Here is a 15,627-nt window from a genome sequence, read left to right as displayed (position 1 = left end):
GTGTCCGTGGCCATGAAAAAGTCCCCACTGGTGGCCAAGTGGAGGTCCCCGCTGGTGGCCAGATAAAAGTCCCCACCCCGTGTTCGTCGTGTCGACCAGGAACTGCGGGCCCCGATGGTGACGGTGAAGGCGCCAACCAATCGCCGCCACCACCGGGGAGTTCCATTGAAGTCTGCGAAGGACCGCATGGACATCATTTCTGCCTATCAACAACTCGGGACCTACCGAGCCGCCGCCGAGCAGTGCGGCACCACCCACAAGACCGTCAAGCGTGTCGTGGACAAGTTCGAGGCCGACCAGGCCGGCGATACGCCTGCACCGCGGGTTGGACGGGCCCACAACTACGACGCGGTGGCCGGGCTGGTCGCCGAACGCGTGGCCAAGTCCCAGGGCCGGATCTCGGCCAAACGGTTGCTGCCCATCGCGGCGGCCGCGGGTTATGAGGGCTCGGACCGCAACTTCCGGCGGCTGGTCGCTCAAGCGAAAGCGTTGTGGCGCAGCAACAATCACGTGGGTCGCCGTCCGGCGGTGTGGTCGCCGGGTGAGTATCTAGTCATCGACTGGGCCCAAGCAGCACCCGGATTGTTTTTGTTCTGCGCCGTGTTGGCGTTCTCGCGGTGGCGGTTCGTGCGGTTCGCCACCGATCAGCGGGCGTTCACCACGCTGGCGTTGATCGCCGAAACCTTGGCTGCGATCGGCGGGGTCCCAGCCCGGGTGCTGGCTGATCGGATGGCCTGCCTCAAAGGCGGGGTGGTCGCCGACGTGGTGGTCCCGACGCCGGACTACGTGCGGCTGGCCAGCCACTACGGGTTCGCTCCGGACTTTTGCCACGCCAATGATCCGCAGTCCAAGGGCATCGTGGAACACCTGTGCGGCTATGCCCAGCGCGATCTCGCGGTTCCGCTGCTGACAGAGGCCGCCATCGCCGGCACTGCGGTCAACGTGCGAGTCGCTAACACTGCTGCGGCAGCCTGGTGCACTGAGGTCAACGCCGCGGTGCACGCGGAGATCTGCGCCATCCCCGACGAGCGGCTAAGCGCCGAACGGGAACTGCTGCAACCATTGCCGTCGCTACGACTGCGGGTCGGGGCACCGTCGGTACTGCGCAAGGTCGATCGGCTGTCCTGTGTCCGCTACGGGTCGGCTCGGTACTCGGTGCCGACCCGGCTGATCGGCACCACCGTGGCAGTTGTCGTCGATCACGGCGCGGTCTGTCTGGTCGAGCCTTCGACGGGGATGATCGTGGCCGAACACGAGCTGGTCGCCCCCGGCGCTGCATCGATACTCGACACCCACTACGACGGACCCCGGCCAGCGCCGGACCGCGGACCTCGCCCGAAGACCAGCGTCGAGAAACAGTTCTGCGACCTCGGTGAAGACGCCGAGGCGTTCCTGGTCGGGGCCGCCGCGATCGGCAACACCCGGCTGGCATCGGAGTTGGAGATCCTGCTGGCGCTGGGCGCCGCCCACGGCACCGACGCCTTGGTCGCCGCGTTGCACCGGGCCGTCGCATTTCGGCGGTTCCGGGCCACCGATGTTCGTTCGATCCTGGCCGCCGGCACCGGAACACCCCAACCACGCCCAGCTGGGGATGCCCTTATCCTCGACCTGCCGGTCGCCCCGACTCGCTCGCTGGACGCCTACAAGATCGCTCCCGTCGCCGACGGCGAGGCGACGTCATGACAACAACGGCCAAAGAGATCAAACCCGTTGCACCACCGTCGCTCCCACAATTGGCTGCTGATCTGGATGCGGGGTTGCGCCGCCTCAAGCTCGCGGCGATCCGGCGCACCGCACCCGAAGTCCTGCTGACCGCCAAAACGCAACGCTGGACTCCCGAGGAAGTGCTACGCACCCTGGTCGAGACCGAACTGGCCGCCCGGGACGCCTCCAACATCGTCAACCGGCTCAAGGCCGCGGCGTTCCCCGTTCCCAAGATGCTGGATCGACGTGGCCGCCTCGTCGATCCAGCCCAGGGTGTTCGACTACTTATCGAGCCTGGAATGGATTCGTGCGCAACAGAATCTGGCGATAATCGGACCAGCTGGAACGGGCAAGTCGCACACCTTGATAGGACTCGGGACCGCCGCGATCCACGCCGGGCACAAGGTCCGCTACTTCACCGCCGCCGACCTCGTCGAAACCCTCTACCGCGGACTGGCCGACAACACAGTCGGCAAGATCATCGAATCTTTGCTCCGGGTCGACTTGATCATCCTCGACGAACTAGGCTTCGCACCCCTCGATGACACCGGCACCCAGCTGTTGTTCCGGCTCGTCGCCGGCGCCTACGAACGCCGCTCGCTGGCCATCGGCTCGCACTGGCCCTTCGAGCAATGGGGCCGGTTCCTGCCCGAGCAGACCACCGCGGTCAGCATCCTGGACCGCCTGCTGCACCACGCCACCGTCGTCATTACCGACGGTGACTCCTACCGGATGAAAGACGCCCAACACCGGAAGGAGCAGCCCTAACAACCAAGAATCACCGCACGGGAGTGGGGACTTTTATCCGGCCACCAATGGCGACAAAGACTTGGCCATTGACACCGTGCCGATCCCTGCCGCTTCAAGTCGCTGAGCTGCGGCGACTCCCTCGCCTTCATGGCTGTGGCTGTGATAAGCGCTGATGATGCCGTCGAGAGCGGGCTTCACGATGTCGACGAGCGAGGTCGTGGGTCTGGACTCCCGCGTGTCCGTGATCTGGACCTTGATAAGGAATCGCGTTGGCGCAGTTGCTGTCTCGATCGGGGGCGCGGCGCACTCCCGTATAGCGTTCCACACCGGCGCAGGTTTATCGTCGACCGATTCAACCGGGACATTAAAGAATGCCCCGAGCAGCTTTCCCGGTGTCCAGAACCTGAACGAGTCATCGCGTGCCTCGCTGTACCGATGGTAGTGCAGGGCCTGACCTCCGGTCACTCCATCGGGTGGGTGCGGCGGCGCATGATAGCTACGTTCGAAGGTCACTGAGCGTGCCAGCAACGGCCGGAGTGTCGTGTCGCCGACGTTGAAGAGCAAGACGTTTTCGGTATCGACTAGCGCGCCGTCATCGGCCGCGCTGTACACAGCATGGAGCCGCCCGGTCGATGTGCGAGAGAAGTCGCCTAGCGCTCGACATAGATCGTTTCGCATGTCGAGCAGCCAGCCGCGTGGTTGGTATGGCAAACGGACTGCCGACCACAGTTCGACCACGCCTGGCGTGGAGCGTATGAGGTACGGGTCTTGCATGGCGACAGCCTATGGTGGTCTCCCGCGACGTCGGCGATAGCTAACTGGAAACAGACCGACGTATGACGCGAGTTTTGTGAATCCGAGAACGTTAGTCTGAGAAAAGATTCGCTCCTGCCGGGCACCTTCGCCGATGTCCGTTAATCCTGCGCAGTTGGTAGGTGTATTGGCTCGATGAACAAGCGAACAATCTCGTCGAACAACGGGTCTGCGGTGTTTGGGGTGTACGGCGGCGACCTGGTCAGACAAATAAAGTCGTATGGGCCATCTGTTTCAAAGGCTTCCGCTAAGCACGATTGATAGCGAACAGGCGGCTCGAAATCCGAGATGTTAGGAGGGCCTGCGGCTGGCCGTCTTACTCGGTCTAGCTGACTCTTCGTCATTGCGGCGAGTTGGATGTTGTCGGCGCGCAAATCAAAGTTCTGCATCACGTACCGCAATTCATCGCTACCGCCACCGGTATCGTGGACATAAATCAGGTCGCTGATCCACCGGCAAGCAATCGCGAACAAGAGCCAGTTCCCGTCCGTGAGCCCGCGATCGCGATCGACCATCGGCAGCAGTCGTTGTTCAGGTGGCTCGAAGAGCAGGGATGTCAGCAGGTACTCGTAACCACCGTCCCCCATCCCGAGGTCCGCATGTGCGTCCAAGTGTGTCACATGGAATGGGGGCCGCAATAAGCCATTGCCCACAGCTTCTCGCCAGCGACCAAAGAGTTCGCTGTGATTCTCAGTAACAAACCCCGGTAATCGCTCACTCAAACCACATCGAGTTCGTAGGTAGTCAATCGCCTCGTCGATTGGCTTGACTGAGTGATCTTTTGCTAAGGGGCGATCCGCCCCCTGCGCCCGGTAGACAACCGGCCAAACAAAGAAGTCGAGATCAATGTCCAAGACTCGCTGCATATCGCCGACGCTACTATGTGTCTAACCCTGCCCAGCGCGCAAAACCTCCCCCGGGCCGGTTTCCCCGAGTTAGTGGGCGAGGTTGTCGCCGAACTGACCGATTGGGGTTATGTCGGAACCAGGAGCTGGATACCAGGATGCACGCACAGCGATTGGGGTCCCATGGCCAGACCTCGAAAAAGAACGGCGTGAATCCGCCCCAGCCGCCACCTACGGTCAGCCTCATGCAGCATATGGGCGTCAAAGTCGATGGAGAATACCGCGACACCACCGACCACCGCACCGACGGATCCACGGCACTGGTCGACACCGCAAGGAAATCCAGTAACTGAGTGGGTTCCGGACCCGCTGGAGTAGGGCTAAATCCCTAGCCGGCACGCTTCCGCGACCCTGCGGGTGGTTAGCGTTGCTAACCATCTTTGGGAAATATGTGGCCGCATTGCTGTCCGTCGGGCCATACCCATTGCATGAATTTTGCATGGCAGCTGGTTAGTTAATCTAAATACCGCGCTGAACTGCTAAAACTCTGGTGCGCGATACTGGGATTGAACCAGTAACCTTGTGGTTTGCTATAACTTCCCTGACCTGCGTGAATAACCCGTCTTACCTGCGGATACACACCCATCGTATATGAATTTCAGAGAAGATGAATGTAAGCTGAGGAACGGTATCGAGTTCACGACGAGTTCACGCCCGGAGGTCCAGTGACGCGAGGAGAAGGCCGCCGAAACCAGGACCGGGGCGCCTTCGGCACCGTCTCGCAGTTGCCGTCCGGGCGGTGGCGGGCGATGCATTACGGGCCGGAAGGCAAACAGGGTCGCCGCTATAAGGCTCCGACGACGTTCACGACGAAGAAGGCCGCCCGGCAGTGGTTGTCGACGGTGCAGGCCGACATCATTCGGGGCAAGTGGCTGCCGCCGGAAGACGACGCACAGCCCGCGCCGGGTACCAAGGCGCTCACGCTGGCGACATACGCCAACACTTGGCTTGAGCAACGCGACCTCAAACCGCGTACCCACGAGCACTACCGGAAATTGCTGGACGGGCACATTCTGCGTCCGCCGCTGGGCAATCTGCCGATCGCATTGATTACCGCCGACGACGTGCGCTCGTGGTATGCGAAGACCGCGAAGGGCACCCCGACGTTGCGGGCGCACTGCTATTCGCTGCTGCGGACCATCATGAATGACGCGGTTCGCGACCGTAAGGCGTCGGCGAATCCCTGCGTGATTCGGGGTGCGGGCAGCGCTAAACGTGCGGTGGTGATCCGCCCGGCGACGATCGATGAGTTGGCGAAGCTGGTTGAGGTGATACCTGAGCGGTACAAGGCCATGGTGTTGTTGGCGTCGTGGTGTGCGCTGCGGTTCGGCGAACTAACCGAGCTGCGCCGCAACGATATCGATATTGAGGAGGGTGTGGTCCGGGTGCGGCGGGGTGTGGTGCGCACCAAAGCTGCCGGCTTCACCGTGGACACCCCTAAAAGCGTCGCGTCGGTAAGGGACGTGAACATCCCGTCGACCTTGTTGCCGGCGCTGCGTCACCACCTCGTGAACCACGTCGGACCGGGAAATTCGCTGCTGTTCACGGCGGTCGGCGACCCGGACAAGCATCTGCAGCCAAGCACCCTGACCAGGCATTTCTACAAAGCCCGCGCGGCGGCGGGTCGCCCCGATTTGGCGTTTCATCATTTACGCCATTCCGGCAGCGTTTTGGCGTCAGCGGCGGGCGCGTCACTCGCGGAAAACATGCAGCGCCTTGGACACTCGACCCCCGCCGCCGCGATGCGATATGCGCACGCCGCGCAAGGCGCAGACCGCAAGATCGCGGACGCACTGGCGAAGCTTGTCGGCGACACGCCAGACCAATAGCGCCAAATTTCATCGAAACAGGTATCTTTCATCCTGAGTCGCTGTCGCGTCTCTCGGCCAGCCGAAACAAACTTTGCCAGCCGAAACCTTTTCTCGAAGGGTTTCGTTGCTGTGCCTGGAAACAGTTCCACCCCGCCTAATCGGCAGGCCCGTCGCCACACCTCCGATGCAAAGCCGCAAGGCCGGCGCTGGGCAAGCGCCAAAGAAACCGGCGAATATCTCAGCCTGACCACACGCACCATCTGGACGATGATCGATGACGGCAGGCTCCGCGCCTACCGCAACGGCAAAAAACTTGTGCGCCTAGACCTTAACGAGGTCGACGCCGCGATGACACCTCTCGGCGGTGCCTCAGAATGACGAACGCCGCCCGTGTCGGGGGCGGCGATCGCGGCGAACTGACCCAAGTTCACCCCGAGCATAGCGCCCCGCCCCGACAGTGCAATGTCGCCGCTGATCTACGTCGCCGCCGTGAAGGGGCGTATCGGTCGCCGCCGCTGATGTGTGGTTGCCGCGATCCGTGGGTTTGCGATTGCCACGGCGACGAATTCACCGAGGCCGAGTTGGACGGGTTCGTCGCTGCCACCGAACATCTATTCGCGTGCGGTCTGACTCCGCTTGTGCCGCTTCAGGTCTGCCAACAATTGTGGCGACGTCGCGCCGACCGTGAACTCGCGGTGACGCTGGCCCGGATTCGCGGTGCCGCATGAGTGATGACCTGATTGCGCGGGGAAAACAGATAGCGGAATCCGGCAAGTACCGACCCTCGGTGAATGGCGTTGCGCATGCTACGCCGCCGGCCCGACATCGCGACGACCCCGGAGACCAAGAGCCGCCGATCAACGAATCCGAACCACCGCCGCCGGCCGATTCCGAAGACGACAACGAAGGCGCCATCCAACACCGGCTGCACGTGCTGCGGATCAATTACGAGGCGCGGTGCCGGCTCGATGAGGAGAACCGGCCCCAAGTCGCCTTGCCGCCCGTCAAAAGCCTTGATGTGCTGCTCGCTGAACCTGACAGCCCGGTCCGCTACCGCATCGAAGGGCTTGCCCCCACCGAGAGCCGCATTATCTTGTCAGCACAGTTCAAAGCGGGCAAAACCATCATGGTCGGGAACCTGCTGCGGTCCCTAGTCGACGGCGACAAATTCCTCGGCGCGTTCACCGTCAACGCCACCGCCAAACGGGTCGTGCTCATCGATGACGAACTGTCCGAAAACACGTTGCGGCACTGGCTGAGAGACCAGAACATCACCGACACCGCGGCGGTAGCCGACGTGATCGCGCTGCGCGGCAGAGTCTCTGCGTTCAATCTGCTCGACGATCGCTGCCGCGACATGTGGGCCACACGGCTACGTGACCTCGGCTGCGATTACCTGATGCTGGATTGCCTGCGCCCCGTGATTGATGCGCTGGGGCTTGATGAAAACCACGACGCCGGCAGGTTTCTCGCCGCCTACGATGCACTGCTGACAGAGGCCGGCGTCAGCGACTCACTGATGGTTCAGCACATGGGCCACACCAACGAACGCGCCCGCGGCGACTCACGGCTCCAGGACTGGCCTGACGCCATCTGGCGACTCGTACGCGAAACCGAAGACCCCAACTCGCCGCGCTACTTCTCCGCATACGGACGTGACGTCAACATCACCGAAGGCCGGCTGAGCTATGACCCAGTCAAGCGGCGGCTGACGTACGCCGCCGGCTCGCGACTCGACGCGAAAACCGAAGCCGCACGCCGGGCCGTGGTCAGGCTACTCGCGAAGTCGCGAGCCGAGCTGAGCGGGAACGCCATCGAAAACGATCCAGCCCTCGCCGATTACAGCCGCAAACCGATCCGCGCCGCACTGAAGAGAGCCATCGAAGACGGGTTTGTCACCGTCACAGACGGCCCCCGCGGAGCGAAGCTACACCGCATCAACTACCCCTGCGAGCAATGCGGGATGCCCGTCGTCGGCGGGGGGACACGGCACGAATCTTGCCCTGAAGAACCGGACCCGGAGCTGTTCGAATGAGCTTCACCTCGCCAGCTCGCCGCACCTCGCCACCAACTCGCCGGCGAGGTCGTGAGTGTGACCTCGCCAGCTCGCCACCTCGCCTTAGTAAAGGCGAGGTCGAGGTGGCGAACACACGGCACGTTCAGCACGCCCAGATTCAAGGCAGCTCGCCATGAAGACCCGTCATCAACTCGCACTCCTGGTGCCGCGCCCGGCCATCTCATGTACGCGGACAACACCCGGTACGGCCGCAGCGGCGAGGAGCTGTGTCGCGAGTGCCTGCTTATCCACCTGGCGGCGGTCCGCCGCCGCAACGACGAGTTTCGGCCCGCCACCCTGGCGGCCAGGAAAGGAAGAACGCCATGAGTGACAACACTCCCTTGTCAATGAAATTGACCATCAAGGTCGTTAACGGTGAACCGTTGATCGATGCGACCGCCCTGTCGCTCCTGTTCGGCGTCGGCGAGGAACTCGTCACTGCGTTGAGCGCGCGAGACACTACCAACGGGTATACAACCTTCCCGCCTGAATGGATCCGCAACGGCAGGCGCCGCGCGCGGGAAGCCTTCGCCCACACAAAAAGCAACGACATGGTTTCTTCGCTCACCTACTGGGCGCGCAAGGATCGCGGCGCCGAGCTGCAACTCGTGTACGAAGACGAACAGTGACCAATTACCGAATCCGGCTCTACGACGCGTCAACGATCGATGTCTCCGCCGACGAGCTGACGACCCGCAGCGACGGCAGTCTATGGGTGATGGTGACGGTTGAGACGCCCGAAAGGCGGCGCTCCGCGTTGCCCCTGCTGCGTCCAGTGCTGGTCTTGGCGCGCGGCGACTGGGTTCGGGTTTGGGCGGCAGACCAGCCGAACCCATTCGCGCCGCAGGACGAGCCCGCGTCGGCGGAATCAGCCAGGGCGCCTTCAGCTTTGGTGCAGATGACTCCCGCCGAAGCCGACCAGGCCCGCCGGCAAGCTGTCGCCCAGCGGATCGCCGCGCTAGACCAGACCTGAGATGACCGGTCGTCGATCACGAGCACGCCGGCGCCACCAACGCGTCGCACGGTGGCTCCAGCGCGCCCACCACCGCCGGCAGTCGGCCGCCGAGCCATTGCCGGCGCCGACGTTCCGCGTACGCCCCAGCTTTAACCGGGGCGAACGGAACGTGCAGCAATGCCCGCCCGGCAAGCGCGAAGCGGCCGAGGCCGCGTTACGCCGCGACTCCACCCGCACTAACGACACCATCGCCGCTGAAGCCGGCGTTTCAGCGGCTCTTGTCGGCAGGGTCCGCCACGTGCTCGAAGGCCGCCGCGTAATTCACGCTTACCGCAGCAAGGTCCGACTGCGGTCCAACGGCGACTTAGGGGTTGCTGCCGAACACTCCGCCGCGCACTGCTGGTGCGAAGGACGCCCATCCGAACAACCTGAACCCACCACCGACGAACCCACCATGGACATCGACAAGCCATGGGCACTCGTTCGGTGGGTCGGCCCGTCATTGACCGGCCACATCGCCCACTTCGCCACCGAAGCCGAAGCCCTTGCCGCCGCACCCCAAGACAGCCCTTTTACCGTGCTGGACGTCTCCAAAGCGGGCACCAAACGCCCCGTCAGCATTGACGGCATCCTGGCCGCTGGGCGCCGCGTCCTCGACCGCCCCTACCCGAGAGAGCACAAACCATGGTGGGACCACTGACATGACCGCCCCTTGCCGGGGCTGTATTTACCGGCCAGCCACGAACGCCCGACCCTAAGCCTCCCGCCCCGCCGGGAGGCTATTTTGCGTCTGGGGGCTTCTCATCTCCCAAATCCGTTGATACAGCGCGCTGTTACATCTTGTCAGACCGAAACCCGTTACTAAAGCGCGCTGTTGAACACGCCGAAATCGAAATCAACCACGGCCACGGAAAACCCGCGCCTAACCTGACCACCGAGGCGTTCGCGGGGCGTGGGTCGTGTGTCGAGCCACCACCAGCGGCCGGCTTCCGGGATCAGAGCCCTAGTCAAGCCCTGACCGGGCCGGCGCTCCACCGAAAACCTCAACGCGGGGTGTCGACTAACACCACTGCGCAGGGCGGGTCACGGCGCCCCTGAATACGCCAACCCGTGGCGAGGCGTGACACGGCGCGCCTGGCCCGCCCGTTCAGACCGACCCCTGAAAACCACTGCGGCAGCAGGACTATCGGGGGTGGCGCGCACCCGAAGAGGTCTACCCGTGGACGCCGATTCTCTCCGCGCTCAGCGCGAGGCTATTCGCCGCAAAACACAATCGTGGTTGCTCGACATAATGCTGGCTCACGGCGCCGGCGCGGTGCTCACCCGGCGCCAGCATCTTCGTGTCCTGCAGGCCCGCAAAGACATCGAAACCCTGTCCGACCAGCTCACATGGGCGGCGGTGTCCTGATGAACAAGCGTGAGCAACTGCTCGATGTCCGCGAAGTCCGCCAGTTGGCGTCGCCGTTGGCGATGCGCGACGCCACCGATCCGGGACACATCGTGCTCGAAGGCTACGCCTCGACGTTCGAACCCTACGACGTGTACGGCGGCGCTCAGGCCGGCGGCTGGGTCGAACAACTCGACCGCCGCGCCTTCGACAAGACACTGGACGCCAAGCCCGATGTGCACTTGCTGATCAACCACGAGGGTATGCCGCTGGCCCGCACTAAAAGCGGGACACTCGAGTTGTCCGTCGACCACCATGGCCTGAAGGTCCGTGCCCGGCTCGACCGCTCCGACCCCGATGTGCAACGGCTGCTGCCGAAGATGGCCCGCGGCGATATGGACGAAATGTCGTTCGCGTTCCGGGTTTTGGAGCAGGACTGGGACAAGACCTATACGCACCGCACTATCCACGAGGTCAACCTCCAAAAGGGCGATGTCTCAGTCGTGAACTGGGGCATGAACCCGACGACCTCGGCCGCGGTGGCGGAGACGGTCGACGCGCTGGCGGCACTCCCGAAACAAGAACTCGCCGAGGTCCGCCGCCGGTTGGGGCTTCCGGCCGAACCAACAAGAGTCGGGACCGCACTAAAAGACCACCGCGAGCAGTCGGCGGAGCCGACTGACGTGGCCGCCGCGCTGCGCCGGCACGGGCTTTCCGTACCCAAGCCCGCGCAGCGGTCCAGCACGACCGCGACGTCGCTCGCTCTCCGTGACATCCCGGCCGTGGACTTGCCCACGCGCGTTCCGATCGATTCCCACTCGGACAAGCATCTGGTGTACCGGCGAGGTTCGGCTCTACATCCTTACGGCGACGAGAAAAGGTCATCGTGGATCGCGGACCTGTTGAAAACCAAATGTGGGATGGACAGTAACGGCGAATGCCGGGCACGTCTGGCCAAGCACGCGCAGCAGGTCAGAACCGATCCCGCATTTGCGGAATGGCGTGATATCTCCACCGTGGACGGAGATGCAGGCTTCGCGGTGCCGCCGAAATACCTCATCGATGACTATGTGCTTGTTGCGCGCCCTGGCCGGGCGTTCGCGGACTGCTGCACTAACGAGACGTTGCCGGCGGGGACCGATTCCGTGAATCTGCCGGCTGCTACTCAGGGCACCGCCGCCGCGATCCAGACCGCCGACAACACCGAAATCGTCGACGTCGATATCACCGACACCCTCATCAGCGCACCGGTCCGGACGATAGCGGGTCAGATCGGCGCCTCTATCGAGTTGATCGAGCAGGCGCCAGTTGACCTGTCGGCGATCATTTTCCGGGATCTGATCGCCGCGCACGCCACGCAACTCGATCTGCAAGTCATCGCCGGAACCGGCGAAAACGGGCAGGTCCAGGGCATCGACAACACCCCAGGCGTGCAGAGCATCGAGGCCGCGAGCAGCGATATCCCAGGCTTTTTCAACGCGCTGGCTCAGGCCTTGTATCTGATCAATTCGAACAGGTACGAGCCGCCCGAAGTCATCGTCATGAGCCCGATCCGCTACGCGTGGATTTGCTCGCTGCTCGACAGTGAACACCGGCCGCTGCTATTGCCGTACGCGAGCGGGGCAACCAACATGGCCGGCGTACTCCAGAAAGTTGCGGCGGAGCGCATCGTCGGGCAAATCATGGGACTGCCGATTGTGCTGGACGCCTCGGTCACCATGGTCGACGGCTCCGACACCGTCTATATCGGCCGGACCAGCGACTTGGTTCTCTGGGAAAGCCCGTTCAAGTTGCTGGTGCGCCCGCAGGTCAAAGCACCCAATTTGACGGTCGTTCTCCAAGCGTGGAATTACAGCGCTTTCGCCTGCCGGTATCCATCGAGCGTCGTCCGGATTACCGGGCTGGCTGCCGTCGAATTCTGATCGCCACCTATCGATTTTGAGTTTGTGAGGGGGTGACGGAATGACGGAACCCGTTGGTTCAGAAGGAATTTCGTGGATCGATGTCGCCGCGAGCGCGGTCGGAATCGAGCAGCAGATGCGCACCTCCACCGTCGAGTTAGTGGTCGCGGAAGTTCGCTTGGAAATGCCGCACGCAAGCCTCGTAGGCTATGTGATCACTCGCTCGAGTTAGCGTCACGACCGCGCCGTTCTTTGGGTGCCATGTAGCGGTGAAGGTCGGCTCCGCTGCTCTTGCTGTGGCGACGTCCATTTCGCGTCGGTAGTAGCCCTGCTCGATGGTCGCGTGGCTTGAGATCAGCAGCCACGTGCGGCGCTGCTTTTTGGCGCCGTCGACAGTCTGAGGAACTCGCGGATCGTCGTTGTCGACTAACGTTTGGGTGGGCCGGTGGAGCCATTTGCCGCGGCTCCAACTCAGCTTGCGGGGGCCGTAGCCCTTGGCGTACTTCACTGTTACCCCTCTGGCCGGCTCGAACTGCGGTGCCTTGCGTCGCGCGCGATTCACTCTTCCGGTCGATAGGAAATGTGGTCGTCGTCGTATTCCGGGCGTTTCCCCATGATGGTGTTGGGATCAATCAAGGGCCGCGGTGACGTCGGTCCGGTGACCGACGTCCATTCTGGGTCCGTGTACAGGTCGATTCGACGGTCTCGGATCCAGCGGCAATACCAGTAAAAGAAGATAGTGAATAGAGCCATCAAGGCCACCATCGCGACCAATCCGAGAATTGCGGTCGTCATGCGGGGCACGCCGCTTGTAGGGCTTGGCCAGCTTGTTGGCTGTGTGCGGCGTAGTCGATGTAGGCGCGCTGGAAGTTCTGACTTGCTGCTGAGCTGTCGTCGGATCCGTTCTGTGACTGTCCCGGAATCGTCTGGTGCCACACGGCGAGCATCTGCTCATCGAGATTGACTAAAGCGTAGGCCTTTTCACGCAAACCAGGATCGTGGATCTGGTCGGCGTACTGTCGCAGGCGGGTTTCGCGAGTTTGGTACGCATCCACTAGTTTCTGCGGGTCGTCGATGCTGGTTGGGATGAGATCGCGCATTCGCGCGCTCTCGGATCTCGAGTACTTGAGCATGTCATTGACGGTGGTGCAATCCGAGTTCGGACTTGGCCTCAGATACAGCCACACCGAAATCCCGGCTATGGCGAAGACAAGCACGGCAGCGGCCGCCGCGGTGACAATGGTGCGCCTAGTTGCCACGGGTCATCACTGGAGGTGTTGGGATGCCCGTGGAGGGTAGGCCGCCGGCCCACCAGCCGTTCTTGATGTCGATGCTGCCGCCGTTGAGGTCGGGTAGGTGGATGGTGGCTTCTGGATAGATCGTAGATGTTTGCATGAGTTGTCCCAGGGTGACTGGCTTCCATGTGTGGGCTTGGCTCATGTCTGGCATTGTCAAATCGCCGAACGGTCCTCCGACCCCTTGAACGACCGGAATGGTGTTGAGTTCGTACTGGTATTCCTGCCATTGCGCCTGATACCAGCGGCCGTTGATCTGAACCGCCTTAGTGATGCCGTTGAATTCAGTACCACTGACCCGCACCTTTGATGTGCCCTGGAGATCTATTCCCCAGGCCTTGGCCTTCTGTGGATTGTCGGATCCGCCACCGATTGACGTCACGCCGGTCGATCCTCCGGTCAGCAAATCAGGGCGCACGCAGGGCGGACCCGATTGATACAGCGAGGGGTCTGGCAACCCGTTAGGGCTGTCCGCTGGGTGATCTGGGTCTAGCGCCCAGTAGCCGGTGCCGGGATGCCAGCCGGGCGGCGGCGGTCCGTCCCACCTGCCGGCTGGCGGATCGTGACGCGGCAGTTGCGGAACGCCACCGTTCGAGTCGTCGCCGCCTTGGGTGTTGTCCACGAGTTGGACACCGCTGCCTTTGCCGTTGCGTGCAAAGGTAGGGTTGCCCAGACCGGTCGTGGCGGCGGTGAGTTGACCCGCGACCTTGACTTCGGTTCCGTCGAGTTGTTTCGCGCGAGACCAGATTTCACTAGCCATCGTTTCTGCTTGCGCTTGGCGAGCGGCCTGCTGTGCCGGTGTGCCGCCATGGTCGGTGTACGAGACTGACAGGTCTTCTCCGACATCGAATCCCGCATTCTCGGCGTCCGCGACGGCATTCAACACACTTCGCTGGGCTGCGCTGATGTCGCTCGCGCCGTTGCGTGCTATCCCGGCTGCCTGGCGGAGCTGGTCAGCTCTGCTACTGACGGTGGATAGATCAGATGTGGTGCGTTGCCGCAACGCGTCACCCCCGGCGCCTTTCCATGCGATGGAGTGGGACTGGTTGCGCATCGTCAAAAATGTGTCTTCCCACTGGTCGGCGGTTTTGCTCCAATAGCTGGCGGCATCGGTGAGGTGCTGGGTGCTCCATGCCCGGATCTGTGAGAGGGTGGCGGCCATCTAAACCACGGTCACCTTTGGTACGTCAGCCATTTCGCCCGCTGAAGTGGCTTCCTGGGTGCCGTAGCCAGCCGCGGCGTTAGTCACCTGGCCAGCAGTTTCCTGGGTTCGAGTCGCGAACGCCGCCGCAGCAGCGCCGATCGTTGCGTTGATGCTGCTGACCGCCGCTGTCGTAGGTTGAAATGGTTGTCCTGCTGACGGTGGCGTAGTCGCGATGAGCTGGGCGCCCAGTCCCTGCCATTGTCCCGCCGTCGCGACTAGCTGGTCCAGAACGACCTGCAGCCCGTCGGATCCCATCTGACGATCGTAAGCCGATCCCCGGAGGGACACTATTCACTCACGAGTGATTGGCGTGACCCGAGTTGCGGCAAGCTCAGTGTGTGGCGCCATATTGCCGCCGCAACGATCATCAGACTCGTCAAACAGGCCGGCACCGAAAACGCCACGTAAACCCGGCGAGGGTACAACCCCAAGGGCCGACAAAGTTAGCCGTCGATCTCGGCGCCATGGTGGCAAGGCGCGCCGAGATCAACGCCGTTTCGCCCGAATTCACGGACACATCAGCAGGGTGACCCTGTACGGTGCGGCAGCGTCCCAGGCTTTGATGGCGAGGTTCTTCAGGGTGCGTGCGACTCTTGCCATAACCCCACCTCCCTTTCTAGCCGATGCTGACAGCAGGTGAATCATCTCCGTGATCACGAAGACCGCGAGGAAACCCTCGGGGTCCATCCACTGGTTAACGATGGCTGCCATCGTCAGCGCTGTGACGCCAGTCGCAGCGGACACGTCCGTCGTGTTTCGGCTTGTCGTTGTGGCTGAAGTCTACCTAATCCTCGCGTGCACGCGCGTCGCTTACGCCCTGTTGCGAGCGCCGTGAGGCGTCGGGGG

16 protein-coding genes, 1 other RNA gene and 1 pseudogene are annotated in these 15,627 nt (G+C 62.8%); 10 read left to right on the top strand and 8 right to left on the bottom strand.

All coding sequences use genetic code 11. The annotated features are described in order from the left end of the window. Positions 1-165 precede the first annotated feature (165 nt). Together istA and istB are read left to right on the top strand one after the other, a co-directional pair. On the top strand, positions 166-1,683 hold the full coding sequence (istA, locus tag ACIUM1_RS05220; RefSeq protein ID WP_406815131.1) for an IS21 family transposase: 1,518 nt from the start codon (positions 166-168) through the stop codon (positions 1,681-1,683). Beyond that, positions 1,680-2,472: pseudogene (gene istB / locus ACIUM1_RS05215) on the top strand (IS21-like element helper ATPase IstB). Before istA ends, istB begins: the two are co-directional and overlap by 4 nt. Before the next feature lie 33 nt (positions 2,473-2,505). Here the strand turns inward: istB and ACIUM1_RS05210 are convergent. Together ACIUM1_RS05210 and ACIUM1_RS05205 are read right to left on the bottom strand one after the other, a co-directional pair. Then, the gene (locus ACIUM1_RS05210; protein ID WP_406816195.1) at positions 2,506-3,228 is read right to left on the bottom strand and encodes a hypothetical protein; all 723 of its coding nucleotides are present in this window, start codon (positions 3,226-3,228) and stop codon (positions 2,506-2,508) included. Positions 3,229-3,368: 140 nt separating this feature from the next. Next, positions 3,369-4,121 carry a hypothetical protein gene (locus tag ACIUM1_RS05205; protein ID WP_406816194.1) on the bottom strand — a complete coding sequence of 251 codons (753 nt, stop codon included), beginning with the start codon at positions 4,119-4,121 and terminating at the stop codon, positions 3,369-3,371. 800 nt (positions 4,122-4,921) lie between these two features. Between ACIUM1_RS05205 and xerC the strand changes: the two genes are divergently transcribed. The 8 genes from xerC (at position 4,922) to ACIUM1_RS05165 (ending at position 12,303) form a co-directional block, all read left to right on the top strand. Further along, positions 4,922-6,001 (top strand): tyrosine recombinase XerC, encoded by a 1,080-nt coding sequence (gene xerC, locus ACIUM1_RS05200; protein ID WP_406817537.1) that lies wholly within the window; start codon positions 4,922-4,924, stop codon positions 5,999-6,001. A gap of 111 nt (positions 6,002-6,112) precedes the next feature. After that, entirely contained in the window at positions 6,113-6,361 is a 249-nt protein-coding gene (locus tag ACIUM1_RS05195) for an excisionase family DNA-binding protein (RefSeq protein WP_406816193.1), read from the top strand. A gap of 346 nt (positions 6,362-6,707) precedes the next feature. Continuing rightward, complete coding sequence (locus ACIUM1_RS05190; protein ID WP_406816192.1) at positions 6,708-8,018, top strand: AAA family ATPase; 1,311 nt, start codon at positions 6,708-6,710, stop codon at positions 8,016-8,018. A 344-nt stretch (positions 8,019-8,362) separates the two neighbouring features. Then, positions 8,363-8,668, top strand: a complete 306-nt coding sequence (locus ACIUM1_RS05185; protein WP_406816191.1) for a hypothetical protein — start codon at positions 8,363-8,365, stop codon at positions 8,666-8,668. Next, entirely contained in the window at positions 8,665-9,012 is a 348-nt protein-coding gene (locus ACIUM1_RS05180) for a hypothetical protein (protein ID WP_406816190.1), read from the top strand. The genes ACIUM1_RS05185 and ACIUM1_RS05180 overlap by 4 nt, the downstream gene beginning before the upstream one ends. A gap of 436 nt (positions 9,013-9,448) precedes the next feature. Further along, positions 9,449-9,694, top strand: a complete 246-nt coding sequence (locus tag ACIUM1_RS05175; RefSeq protein ID WP_406816189.1) for a hypothetical protein — start codon at positions 9,449-9,451, stop codon at positions 9,692-9,694. Between the two features lie 519 nt (positions 9,695-10,213). Then, on the top strand, positions 10,214-10,402 hold the full coding sequence (locus ACIUM1_RS05170; protein WP_406816188.1) for a hypothetical protein: 189 nt from the start codon (positions 10,214-10,216) through the stop codon (positions 10,400-10,402). Further along, on the top strand, positions 10,402-12,303 hold the full coding sequence (locus ACIUM1_RS05165; RefSeq protein ID WP_406816187.1) for an HK97 family phage prohead protease: 1,902 nt from the start codon (positions 10,402-10,404) through the stop codon (positions 12,301-12,303). The genes ACIUM1_RS05170 and ACIUM1_RS05165 overlap by 1 nt, the downstream gene beginning before the upstream one ends. Before the next feature lie 136 nt (positions 12,304-12,439). Here the strand turns inward: ACIUM1_RS05165 and ACIUM1_RS05160 are convergent, their stop codons facing one another. The 6 genes from ACIUM1_RS05160 to ACIUM1_RS05135 form a co-directional block, all read right to left on the bottom strand. After that, on the bottom strand, positions 12,440-12,790 hold the full coding sequence (locus tag ACIUM1_RS05160; RefSeq protein ID WP_406816186.1) for a hypothetical protein: 351 nt from the start codon (positions 12,788-12,790) through the stop codon (positions 12,440-12,442). Between the two features lie 50 nt (positions 12,791-12,840). Beyond that, a complete protein-coding gene (locus ACIUM1_RS05155; RefSeq protein WP_406816185.1) occupies positions 12,841-13,077 on the bottom strand; it encodes a hypothetical protein in 237 nt (78 codons plus the stop codon). Then, on the bottom strand, positions 13,074-13,499 hold the full coding sequence (locus ACIUM1_RS05150) for a hypothetical protein (protein WP_406817536.1): 426 nt from the start codon (positions 13,497-13,499) through the stop codon (positions 13,074-13,076). The genes ACIUM1_RS05155 and ACIUM1_RS05150 overlap by 4 nt, the downstream gene beginning before the upstream one ends. 31 nt (positions 13,500-13,530) lie before the next feature. After that, on the bottom strand, positions 13,531-14,739 hold the full coding sequence (locus tag ACIUM1_RS05145; protein WP_406816184.1) for a hypothetical protein: 1,209 nt from the start codon (positions 14,737-14,739) through the stop codon (positions 13,531-13,533). After that, positions 14,740-15,036 (bottom strand): hypothetical protein, encoded by a 297-nt coding sequence (locus ACIUM1_RS05140; protein ID WP_406816183.1) that lies wholly within the window; start codon positions 15,034-15,036, stop codon positions 14,740-14,742. It lies immediately after the preceding gene. Between the two features lie 443 nt (positions 15,037-15,479). Then, positions 15,480-15,543, bottom strand: an RNA gene (locus tag ACIUM1_RS05135) — hammerhead ribozyme type II. Positions 15,544-15,627: the final 84 nt, after the last annotated feature.

This window comes from Mycobacterium sp. M23085 (assembly GCF_045343915.1).
Taxonomy (GTDB): Bacteria; Actinomycetota; Actinomycetes; order Mycobacteriales; family Mycobacteriaceae; genus Mycobacterium.
Note: the sequence above shows the minus strand (reverse complement) of the source record. Positions and strands in the feature narration are given on the sequence as shown.

Bases quoted from the DNA above. Each gene is read 5' to 3' on its own strand.
- ACIUM1_RS05210 (WP_406816195.1), bottom strand. From the start codon at position 3,228: ATGCAAGACCCGTACCTCATACGCTCCACGCCAGGCGTGGTCGAACTG.
- xerC (WP_406817537.1), top strand. From the start codon at position 4,922: ATGCATTACGGGCCGGAAGGCAAACAGGGTCGCCGCTATAAGGCTCCG.
- ACIUM1_RS05190 (WP_406816192.1), top strand. From the start codon at position 6,708: ATGAGTGATGACCTGATTGCGCGGGGAAAACAGATAGCGGAATCCGGC.
- ACIUM1_RS05185 (WP_406816191.1), top strand. From the start codon at position 8,363: ATGAGTGACAACACTCCCTTGTCAATGAAATTGACCATCAAGGTCGTT.
- ACIUM1_RS05175 (WP_406816189.1), top strand. From the start codon at position 9,449: ATGGACATCGACAAGCCATGGGCACTCGTTCGGTGGGTCGGCCCGTCA.
- ACIUM1_RS05165 (WP_406816187.1), top strand. From the start codon at position 10,402: ATGAACAAGCGTGAGCAACTGCTCGATGTCCGCGAAGTCCGCCAGTTG.
- ACIUM1_RS05155 (WP_406816185.1), bottom strand. From the start codon at position 13,077: ATGACGACCGCAATTCTCGGATTGGTCGCGATGGTGGCCTTGATGGCT.
- ACIUM1_RS05145 (WP_406816184.1), bottom strand. From the start codon at position 14,739: ATGGCCGCCACCCTCTCACAGATCCGGGCATGGAGCACCCAGCACCTC.
- ACIUM1_RS05140 (WP_406816183.1), bottom strand. From the start codon at position 15,036: ATGGGATCCGACGGGCTGCAGGTCGTTCTGGACCAGCTAGTCGCGACG.